Genomic DNA, 9,430 nt, shown 5'->3' on the forward strand with positions numbered 1-9,430 from the left:
ACGACTGGGAGGATCGCTATCTCGCACAGCGATCACCTCCAAGAGTCGTAGCGGGCACAGGGGCCTGAAAGCCTCGGACATCCTAGCCCCACCAACCGGTGAAGTCACATCGCCGGGCCATTGCTAAGGTTCCGGCGGCAGACACCCGAGGAGGCGTTGTGGCGCGCACAGTACTGGTCACCGGCGGTAACCGGGGCATCGGCCTCGCGATCGCCAACGCGTTCGCCGCGCAGGGTGACCGGGTCGCGGTCACCCACCGGGGGACCAAGGCGCCCGGCGACCTGTTCGGGGTCGAGTGCGACATCACCGACGCCGCCGCGGTCGACGCGGCGTTCGGCACCGTCGAGAAGGAGCTGGGACCGGTCGAGGTGCTGGTCGCGAACGCCGGCATCACCGACGACACGCTGCTGCTGCGGATGAACGAGGAGCAGTTCACGCGGGTCCTCGACACGAACCTCACCGGTGCCTACCGCGTCGCCAAGCGGGCCGCGAGCAAGATGCTCCGCGCCCGCTGGGGCCGGATGATCTTCATTTCGTCGGTGGTGGGCCTGTCCGGCGGCGCCGGTCAGGTGAACTACGCGGCGAGCAAGGCGGGCCTGGTCGGTGTCGCCCGCTCGATCGCCCGGGAGCTGGGCAGCCGCAACATCACGGCGAACGTCGTCGCGCCGGGGTTCGTGGCCACCGACATGACCGACGTGCTGAGCGAGGACCGCAAGAAGGAGATCCTCGGCAACATCCCGCTGGGACGGATGGCCACCGCCGACGAGATCGCGGGTACGGTCACCTGGCTCGCTGGTGACGCGGCCGCCTACGTCACCGGAGCGGTCATCCCGGTCGACGGCGGCCTGGGCATGGGTCACTGAGGAAGGACGTCACACATGGGCTTTCTCGAGGGCAAGCGACTGCTCGTCACCGGGGTCATCACCGACCAGTCGATCGCGTTCTCCGTGGCCAAGCTGGCGCAGGAGAACGGCGCGAAGGTGCTCCTGACCGGCTTCGGCCGGCTGTCGCTGGTCGAGCGCATCGCGAAGCGGCTGCCCGACCCGCCGCCGGTGATCGAGCTCGACGTCACCAACCAGGAGCACCTCGACGGCCTGGCCGACAAGGTCCGCGAGCACGGCCTCGACGGGCTCGACGGGGTCGTCCACTCGATCGGGTTCGCGCCCGGGAGCGCCCTCGGCGGCAACTTCCTCGAGACACCCTGGGACGACGTGGCGACCGCCGTGCACGTGTCGACCTACTCCTACAAGGCGCTCGCCACCGCCTGCCTCCCGCTCATGGACCGGGGCAGCTCGATCGTCGGCCTCACCTTCGACGCCACGGTGGCCTGGCCGGTCTACGACTGGATGGGCGTCGCCAAGGCCGGCCTGGAGTCCTGCAACCGGTACCTCGCCCGCTACCTCGGCCCGAAGGGCATCCGCGCCAACCTCGTGTCGGCCGGTCCGCTGCGCACGATGGCGGCCAAGTCGATCCCCGGGTTCAAGGAGTTCGAGGACCCATGGGTCGAGAAGGCCCCGCTGGGCTGGGACCTCACCGACCAGGAGCCGGCGGCGAAGACCGTGCTCGCGCTGCTGTCGGACTGGTTCCCCGCCACCACCGGCGAGATCGTCCACGCCGACGGCGGCTTCCACGCCCTGGGCGCGTAAGGCGCGCGCCGCGCGCAGGCTCAGGTCGGCAGCTCGGCCGCCTCGATCACGGGCACCACGCCGCGCCACGTCGTCGCCACCCGCAACGCCGAGGCCGGCGGTTGCCCGTCGAGGTCGGCGTTCGGGCGCCGCAGCCAGGCCCGCGCGTGCTCGGTGTCCTTGAACTGCGAGAGGACCGCGTGAGCGGCGCGAAGTCGAAGCTCGCCGGCCCGGGTGGCCAGGGCCTCGCCCATCCGCCAGGTGCGCAGGTCACTGACCGAGCCGGCACCGAGCAGGTACGCCACCAGGTCGGTGCCCAGGGCGGCCACGCACTCGTCGCGCACCGCGGTGAGGGCGGGCTGCTCCGTCGTCGCGGCCCCGGGTTCCCCCAACAGCGTCATGCCTCCGAGCGTACGTCCGCGGCGCGACAAGCGACAGAAACCTATGCCGGCTCGTGCAGGAACAGCGTCGACACCTCCCGGGCGATCGCGGTCAGCGCCCGGTCGCGCAGGCGGGGGTCGCGGATCGCGGCGGTGGCCTGGTCCCACGTCTCCAGCGGCCGGTCGCCGACCATCGGCAGCGGCTCGCCGCGCAGGTCGGCCGCCAGCAGCATGGCGTTGTGCACCAGCCAGTGCAGGTAGTGGCCCTCCGCGTCCCAGCCGGGGTGCTCGCAGGTGCGGTCGAGCCGGTCGCGGACCTCGACGAAGCTGCTCGCCGTGAACAGGTCGGCGTCGTGACCGACGTGCGACAGCCGCGGGCTGTACAGGTGCCGCACCGGCTCCGGCCACACGGCCTGCCACAGCTTCCACATCAGCGTCTCCTCGTCGCCGCCGAGGGTCACGACGGTCTCGGGAGGCTGGGTGAGCAGGAGGTGGTGCAGGTGCGCCCAGATCGCCGGCGGGCTCAGCAGCCGGTCCGCCCGGGTGGTGCCGAGCCGCGCGGCGATCGAGTCGGCGCCGGTGGAGTCGGGGATCGCCCGGATCGCGCGGAGCACGTCGTACAGGTTGTGGACGCGGTAGTACTCGTGCTCGACCGCCCAGGTGTTCGTGGGCCGTAGCAGTTGCTCCGGGTCCGACAGGCGGTCCGCGACGCGTCCCGGCTCATGGAACTCCGACAGCGCGACCACGAGCGGCGGCCGGGCGCCCACGATCAGCCCGAACCACCGGCGGATGTCGCCGACCAGGTTCTCGCGGAAGGCCGTCGCGTGCGCCGGAGGGTTGAGGTCGTCGACGCAGAGCACCACCCGCATGCCCGACGCCGACAGGCTCGCCGCCACCAGCGCCTGCACCGTGTGGATCAGGTTCGTCTGGCGCAGCTGGACCGGCCAGTAGAGCAGCTCCGGCGTCATGGTGCGGTGCGCGCCCTCCAGCCGCCAGCCGAACCCGCGGTCGAGCTCCCGCAGCAGCTCACCGGCCGAGCGCTGCGCGCCGATCAGTTCCTCGAGCATCGGCTGCCGCACGCGGTGGCCGCCCGGCGCCGCCCGCGGAGGGGCGGCGAACACCGCCGGCGCCGGTGCGCTGTCCATCGCCCGGAGCAGCGCCGGGAACAGCCGGTTGCTGTCGACGCCCTCGTAGTAGACGACGGGCTTGCCGCCACCGAGCGGGCCGGGCCCGTAGGGCTGCGCGTCGACGCGCAGCCCGTGCTCGGCCCACAGCACGTCGACGCTGCGGTCGGCGGCGAGGCCGCGGAGCGCGTCGGTCACGGCGTCGTCCCAGCCGCCGTAGCCGACCAGGCACACCGTCTCCTCCCGCAAGTGCTCGGCCAGCGACGTGGTGAGCAGCGGCCGGTCGGCGGTCAGCTCGCGGGGGTCGTGCAGCGCCGACCGGTCGTCGGTGGCGGTCAACGGCCGCCAGAAGCCGTTGAGGTGCACCACCGTGATGCCGTCGACGCGCGGGTCGGGGATCATCGCGTCCCGGTTGATCGCGACGCTGCGGGCCAGCCCGCCGGCCCGGCGGATCGCGATCTCGATGAGCGGGTCGAAGTTCGTGGTGAACACCCGGAAGTTGAACCGGCCGGGGCCGCGGGCGAGCAGCGCGCCCAGCGCCGCGAGGCCGGGCGGGAGCGTCCACGCGCGCAGGTCGTTCTCGAGCTGGACGGCGCGCTGGAAGCTCAGCCGCTCCCACTGTGTGGGCTCCTGGTCGTGGGCGTTCAGCACGGCGTGCTGCATCACCACGTCGAACTCCTGCGCCGACACCCAGTCGGCGAACGCGCGCCGGTAGGCGATGTACACCTCCACCGGCTTCCTGGCCGTCCGGGCCCGCCGCAGCGCCTCGACCAGGTCGGGGTGCTCGCCGCGGTCGGCGACGAACCGGTCGGCGAGATCGAGCAGGCCGGCGACGCCCGGCACGTCGGGCTGGCTGACGCCGGAGCCGAGCACGAACGCGATCCGCCGCTGCCGCCCGGCCGCGGCGACCAGCTGCTCGATCAGTTCCGCTTCACCGGTCATGGTCGCTCCGCCGGTCGAGAGGTCGGTCCGCCTGCCGGTCGAGCCAGCTCGTCAGCGGCTCCGGCGACGGGACCAGCGCCCGCTGCGCCAGCTCGGCCTCCAGCTGCCCCGGTCGCCAGCCGAGGTACCCGACGAACACCCACGCCCGCCGGACCGTCTCGGCGACCAGGCCGGGCTCGGTGCCCAGCGGCAGCGTCACCAGCGATCCGGACAGCCGCCGCGCACCCGGTATGCCGCGCGCACCCCGCTTCAGTTCGGCGACCACCAGCACCACGCCCGACACCGGGCCGCCGTCGCGCACCTCGGCCGGTCCGAGTGCGGTCGCCAGCCGGCGGTCGCCGAGCACGTCGCCCGGCGGACGCTGCACCGGCCGGCCCAGCCGGACGCCGAGCGCGCCGAGGCGCTGGTCGTACGCGAGCACCGCGACCGGGCCGTACGGGCCGCCGGTCTCCTCGTCGTAGTCGAGCTCGTCGGTCGGGGTGAACACGTCGCCGGGCCGGGGGAGCGGGATGCGGGGCGGTGGCGCGGGCGGTTCGGTCTCCTCGTCGCCGGCACCGGCGACGGCGGCCAGGTTGCGGACGAGCGGGATGCGCTCGCCGCCGTTGCGGGCCCGCAGCTGCGGCAGCGGCCGGTTGCGGGCGTGCTGCGTCTGCTCGGCGCGCCGGTACAGGGTGTCCATGTCGAGCAGGGCCGGTCCGCCCGGCAGGCCGGCGCGCATCACGTCGATGAGCACCCCGGTGAACGCGGTGAACCGCTCGCCCGGCGGTGCCAGCGCGGTGCGGTTCGCGGGCGCCGCGACCAGGACGCAGGTGCGGTCGATCTCGACCTCGTCGGCGATCGCGGCCGGTTCGCCCATGCCCTCGGTGGCCCGGCCCGAGTAGCAGCAGTCGAGGATCACCACGCGGGCACCGGCCGGAGCGTTGAGGAACCAGCGGCGCACCCACTCGAACGGGGTCGCGGTCGAGTGGACCATGTTGCGGTTCGTCCCGGTGACGGCGAGGTGCAGCGCACCGGTGAGCGGGTCGATGAGCCCGTGCCCGGCGAAGTAGAAGAGCAGCAGCCCGTCGGGTCGCACGCTGCCGGCCGCGGCGGCCAGCGCGGTGTCGATGTCCTGCGGCGACTGCGGGTCGCGCACGACCGTGCAGTTCCCGGCCGGCAGTCCCCACAGCTCGGGATCGGTGAAGATCGCCGCCAGCTCGTCGACGTTGTTCGCGACCGTCGGCAGCGCACGCAGGTGCGTGTACCGCGCACCGCCGACGAGAACGACCCGGGAGGCGGCCGGGTCGGCGAGCCGCGCCACGCTAGTCGGACTCCAGCCGTCGGGCTATCTCGAGTGCCTCGTCCGGGTCGGCGGTCTCGATCGCGATGGTGCGGTCGGGCAGCTCCACGGTGACCCGGTACGGCCGCGGCCGGGTGGCCCGCCACGACGCGATCGCGACGAACAGCTGGGCCAGCGACACCCCGCTGCCGACGACGAGCAGGATCGCTTCGAGCACGCCGCCGGTCATCTGGCCGTCGCCGGGCTCGCTCTGCTCGGCGGTCATCGCGCCGCCCGTGCGGACCGCGGGCTCCGCGGCCAGCCACTGGAACAGGTCCCGCGCCTCGGCGCCGTCGTCGTCGGGAATGCTCACCCGGATGTGCAAGGCGTACCTCGTCACGATTCGAGGGGATACGAAGCCATCGATCATAGTGGTCGGCCAAAATGGCCTGGTGACCTACGATGCGTTCCTGCTGCTCTCCTTCGGCGGGCCCGAGGGCCCCGACGACGTGATCCCGTTCCTGGAGAACGTCACCCGGGGCCGCGGCGTGCCCCCGGAACGGCTCGCGGAGGTGGCCGAGCACTACCGGCACTTCGGTGGCGTCTCGCCGATCAACGACCAGTGCCGCGCCCTGCTCGCCGCGCTCGACGGGCGCCTCGACCTGCCCATCTACTGGGGCAACCGCAACTGGCACCCGATGCTCGCCGACACGCTGGAGAAGATGCGGGGAGACGGCGTGCGCCGGGCGATCGCGTTCGTCACCAGCCCGTACGGCGGCTACTCCTCGTGCCGCCAGTACTGGGAGGACATCGCGAAGGCCCGCGAAGCCGTGGGCGACGGTGCTCCCGAGATCGACAAGATCCGGCACTACCACGACCACCCCGGCTTCATCGAGCCGTTCGCCGACGGCGTGCGCGCCGCGATGACCCCCGGCGCGCGGCTGGTGTTCACGGCCCACTCGATCCCCACCACCATGGATACGCATGCCGGCCCCGGGGCGGGTGCGGTCTGGACTGAGGAGGGTAGGGAGCGAAGCGACCGGACCGACGAGGGAAGGCCGTACCCGGAAGGCCCCGGGGCCCGCGCTCGCGGAGGCGAGCGCCAACAGCAGAGCGCCGGCGGATTTCGGTACTCCAACCAGCTGAAGGAGACGGCCCGGCTGGTGGCGGAGGCCGCGGGCGTCGCGGAATGGGACCTCGTCTGGCAGTCGCGGAGTGGGCCTCCGTCGGTCCCCTGGCTGGAGCCCGACGTGAACGACCACCTGGACGCGCTGGCGAAAGAGGGGGTGACGGCGGTGGTCGCGGCTCCGATCGGGTTCATCTCCGACCACCTGGAGGTGATCTGGGACCTCGACAACGAGGCGGCCGAGACGGCGGCGGGGCTCGGCATCGACTGGCGCCGCGCGCCCACCCCGGGCGTCGACCCGAGGTTCGTCGACCTGGTGGTCGAGCTGGTCGCCGAGCGCGTGTCGGGTGCGCCACGGCGAAAGCTGGGCGAAATCCCCGTGTGGGATGCCTGTCCGGCTGTGGGTTGCTGCACAATCCCGAGGCGTACGCACGGGTAATCGGGAGGCTTGGTCCCATGGGTGAACGAAAAGCGGTCGAGTCGTGGCTGAGCGACATGGACGGCGTGCTCGTTCATGAGGGGCACCCGATTCCGGGCGCGGCCGAGTTCGTGAAGCGGCTGGCCGAGTCGGGCAAGCCGTTCCTGGTGCTCACCAACAACTCGATCTACACACAGCGCGACCTGTGCGCCCGGCTGGCCCGCATGGGCATCGACATTCCGGAGGAGTCGATCTGGACGTCGGCGCTGGCCACGGCGCAGTTCCTCGACAGCCAGCGGCCACGCGGCACCGCGTACGTGATCGGCGAGGCGGGCCTCACCACGGCCCTCCACGAGATCGACTACGTGCTGACCGACGCCGAGCCCGACTACGTGGTGCTGGGCGAGACCCGCACGTACTCGTTCGAGGCGATCACCAAGGCGATCCGGCTGATCAACGACGGGGCCCGGTTCATCGCCACGAACCCCGACGCCACCGGCCCGTCCAACGAGGGCGCGCTGCCGGCGACCGGCTCGGTGGCCGCGTTGATCTCGAAGGCGACCGGTGTCGAGCCGTACTTCGTCGGCAAGCCGAACCCGATGATGATGCGGTCGGCGTTGAACGCGATCTCGGCGCACTCCGAGTCGGCCGCGATGATCGGCGACCGCATGGACACCGACGTGCTCTGCGGCCTGGAAGCGGGCCTGGAGACGATCCTCGTGCTGACCGGCATCTCCAGCCGCGAGGAGGTCGAGCGTTACCCGTACCGTCCGAGCCGGATCGTCGAGAGCGTGGCGGATCTGATCCCGGAGGTATGAGTTCGAGACGGGTTGAACCTTGCGCGCTGTAGCGACGTGTTTACGGACAGCACGCAAGGACCCTCTCGAAGGAGAAATCTCCATGCTCACGACGAAGGCCCGGATCCTGGCCGTCTGCGCCGCCGCGGTGCTCGCCGTCCCGACTCTCGCCGCCTGCGGCACGTCCCTGGACACGTACCACGACGCCGCGACCTACCACGACACGGCGACCTACCACGACACGGCGACCTACCACGACGCCGCGACCTACCACGACACCGCCACGTCTCACGACGCCGCGACCTACCACGACACCGCGACCTGATCCGACCCGCATCGACCGTGGATGATGGGCGCCATGACGGGGGTCGTGGCACAGACGCTGGACGAGGCACGCTGCCGGCGCGAACACCGGCTGGTGCTATGGATGTGGGCCGGCAGCGCGGTGGTCGCCTTCGGCGCGGCGGCGGTCACGTGGCGGTGGTGGGCCTTCCCCGCGGCCGCCGCCCTGACCGCCCTGGTCGTCTGGCTGGTCCCGTGGCCGACGAGCGAGTTGCGCCAGCGGTTCCGGCTGGCCGTCTCCTGGTCCCCCGAAAAACACCTCGCGTTGGCCCGGCGCGTCCGCGACCGCGGTGACCACGACGGCTACGAGCGCATGCTGCGCTACCACGTCGACAGTTTCGTGGTGGCCGTCCCGGACGCGTCGGCCCAGCTGATCAGGCTGCTGCTCGACCGGGGCCGCACCGACGAGGCCGTCGACCACTGGATCGGGGTGGCGTCCCGGCACCGTCGGCTGCCGATCCGCGCGGCGTTCACCGGTGCGGGGCTCGACCGCGAGCAGCCGGTGCTCGACCGGATCCTGGCGAAGCTCCGGGCCGAGACCGACCCCGCGTCGTGGGGTGCCCTCGGGTACGCCCGGACCCTCGAACTCGTGGGGGACCTCGACGGTGCGGTCGTCGCCTGGCGGGCCCACCTGGCGGCGTGCGGAGCCGCTCCCGACGAGCTCGTCGCCCTTCTCCGCGAGCACCAGCGGTTCGACGACGAGGCCGCGGTGTGGCGGGCCACGATCGACGCGTCGCCGCCGGGAACCGACGCTCAGCACGTCGCGCTGGCGGCGGCCCTGCGGCAGGCGGGTCGCACCGACGAGGCGGAGCGCGTGATGCACGACCGGCCGGCGATCGCGCCGGCCTACCTGGACGCGGTGTTCGCCTCCCGGTCTGCCGACCGTCCGCTCGACCCGCCGTACGACGACCTTGTCGCGGTGGCGGAGCGGAACCTCGAGGTCGTCGACCCGCCGTTGCTGCGCCGGTTCCTCGACCGGCAGACGTCCTTCGAACGCCAGACGCTGGAGCGGAAGCTGACCGGGATGCTGGCGCGCCACGGCCTGGCGCTGCCCCAGCCGCCACGGCAGCGCCGGGGGCGGGCCGGTGCCGCGGGCCACCGGTCGACATACGAGTTCCACCGGGCCGGGTCGGGCGCCGACATCGCCGACGTCGCCAGCTGCGGATCCAGCTGCGGATCCAGCTGCGGCGGCGGATCCAGCTGTGGGGGCGGATCCAGCTGCGGCGGTGGTTCGAGCTGCGGAAGCAGCAGCAGCAGCTAGTGTCCCGGGTCGCAGGTTCGCGCGCAGTCGTAGGTTGGGCAAAGCCGACACTTCAGCTCGGACGGCCCCCGCCGCCACTGCCCGTCACCGCAAATCTGCCCACCAGGTCTGTGCCGGCCGCCGTGATCGCCGTTCGAGGAACAAACGTGAAGCCCCA

The 9,430-nt window shown here is 72.4% G+C and carries 10 protein-coding genes; 6 read left to right on the forward strand and 4 right to left on the reverse strand.

Annotated elements, in window-relative coordinates:
* The first annotated feature begins 158 nt into the window (after nucleotides 1-158).
* Complete coding sequence (gene fabG / locus Voc01_RS34770) at nucleotides 159-863, forward strand: 3-oxoacyl-ACP reductase FabG (protein WP_203931878.1); 705 nt, start codon at nucleotides 159-161, stop codon at nucleotides 861-863.
* 15 nt (nucleotides 864-878) lie between these two features.
* On the forward strand, nucleotides 879-1,646 hold the full coding sequence (gene fabI, locus Voc01_RS34775; RefSeq protein ID WP_203931879.1) for an enoyl-ACP reductase FabI: 768 nt from the start codon (nucleotides 879-881) through the stop codon (nucleotides 1,644-1,646).
* A 20-nt stretch (nucleotides 1,647-1,666) separates the two neighbouring features.
* On the opposite strand, the gene Voc01_RS34780 is transcribed toward fabI, so the two are convergent.
* The 4 genes from Voc01_RS34780 to Voc01_RS34795 are packed head-to-tail and all read right to left on the reverse strand — an operon-like array spanning nucleotide 1,667 to nucleotide 5,729.
* Nucleotides 1,667-2,026, reverse strand: a complete 360-nt coding sequence (locus tag Voc01_RS34780) for an antitoxin Xre/MbcA/ParS toxin-binding domain-containing protein (protein ID WP_203931880.1) — start codon at nucleotides 2,024-2,026, stop codon at nucleotides 1,667-1,669.
* A 41-nt stretch (nucleotides 2,027-2,067) separates the two neighbouring features.
* Entirely contained in the window at nucleotides 2,068-4,071 is a 2,004-nt protein-coding gene (locus Voc01_RS34785; protein WP_203931881.1) for an SIR2 family protein, read from the reverse strand.
* The gene (locus Voc01_RS34790; RefSeq protein WP_203931882.1) at nucleotides 4,061-5,371 is read right to left on the reverse strand and encodes a YqgE/AlgH family protein; all 1,311 of its coding nucleotides are present in this window, start codon (nucleotides 5,369-5,371) and stop codon (nucleotides 4,061-4,063) included. The genes Voc01_RS34785 and Voc01_RS34790 overlap by 11 nt, the downstream gene beginning before the upstream one ends.
* A gap of 1 nt (nucleotide 5,372) precedes the next feature.
* Nucleotides 5,373-5,729: an effector-associated constant component EACC1 gene (locus tag Voc01_RS34795; RefSeq protein ID WP_203931883.1), complete on the reverse strand. Its 357-nt coding sequence runs from the start codon at nucleotides 5,727-5,729 to the stop codon at nucleotides 5,373-5,375.
* A 52-nt stretch (nucleotides 5,730-5,781) separates the two neighbouring features.
* Between Voc01_RS34795 and Voc01_RS34800 the strand changes: the two genes are divergently transcribed.
* The 4 genes from Voc01_RS34800 to Voc01_RS34815 all read left to right on the forward strand — a co-directional run bounded on the left by Voc01_RS34800 (nucleotide 5,782) and on the right by Voc01_RS34815 (nucleotide 9,273).
* Entirely contained in the window at nucleotides 5,782-6,894 is a 1,113-nt protein-coding gene (locus tag Voc01_RS34800; RefSeq protein ID WP_203931884.1) for a ferrochelatase, read from the forward strand.
* Nucleotides 6,895-6,911: 17 nt separating this feature from the next.
* A complete protein-coding gene (locus Voc01_RS34805; RefSeq protein ID WP_203931885.1) occupies nucleotides 6,912-7,691 on the forward strand; it encodes an HAD-IIA family hydrolase in 780 nt (259 codons plus the stop codon).
* A gap of 82 nt (nucleotides 7,692-7,773) precedes the next feature.
* Complete coding sequence (locus Voc01_RS34810) at nucleotides 7,774-7,995, forward strand: hypothetical protein (protein ID WP_203931886.1); 222 nt, start codon at nucleotides 7,774-7,776, stop codon at nucleotides 7,993-7,995.
* A gap of 33 nt (nucleotides 7,996-8,028) precedes the next feature.
* The gene (locus tag Voc01_RS34815; protein WP_203931887.1) at nucleotides 8,029-9,273 is read left to right on the forward strand and encodes a tetratricopeptide repeat protein; all 1,245 of its coding nucleotides are present in this window, start codon (nucleotides 8,029-8,031) and stop codon (nucleotides 9,271-9,273) included.
* Nucleotides 9,274-9,430 lie beyond the last annotated feature (157 nt).

Source organism: Virgisporangium ochraceum, assembly GCF_016863655.1.
GTDB classification, from domain to species: domain Bacteria; phylum Actinomycetota; class Actinomycetes; order Mycobacteriales; family Micromonosporaceae; genus Virgisporangium; species Virgisporangium ochraceum.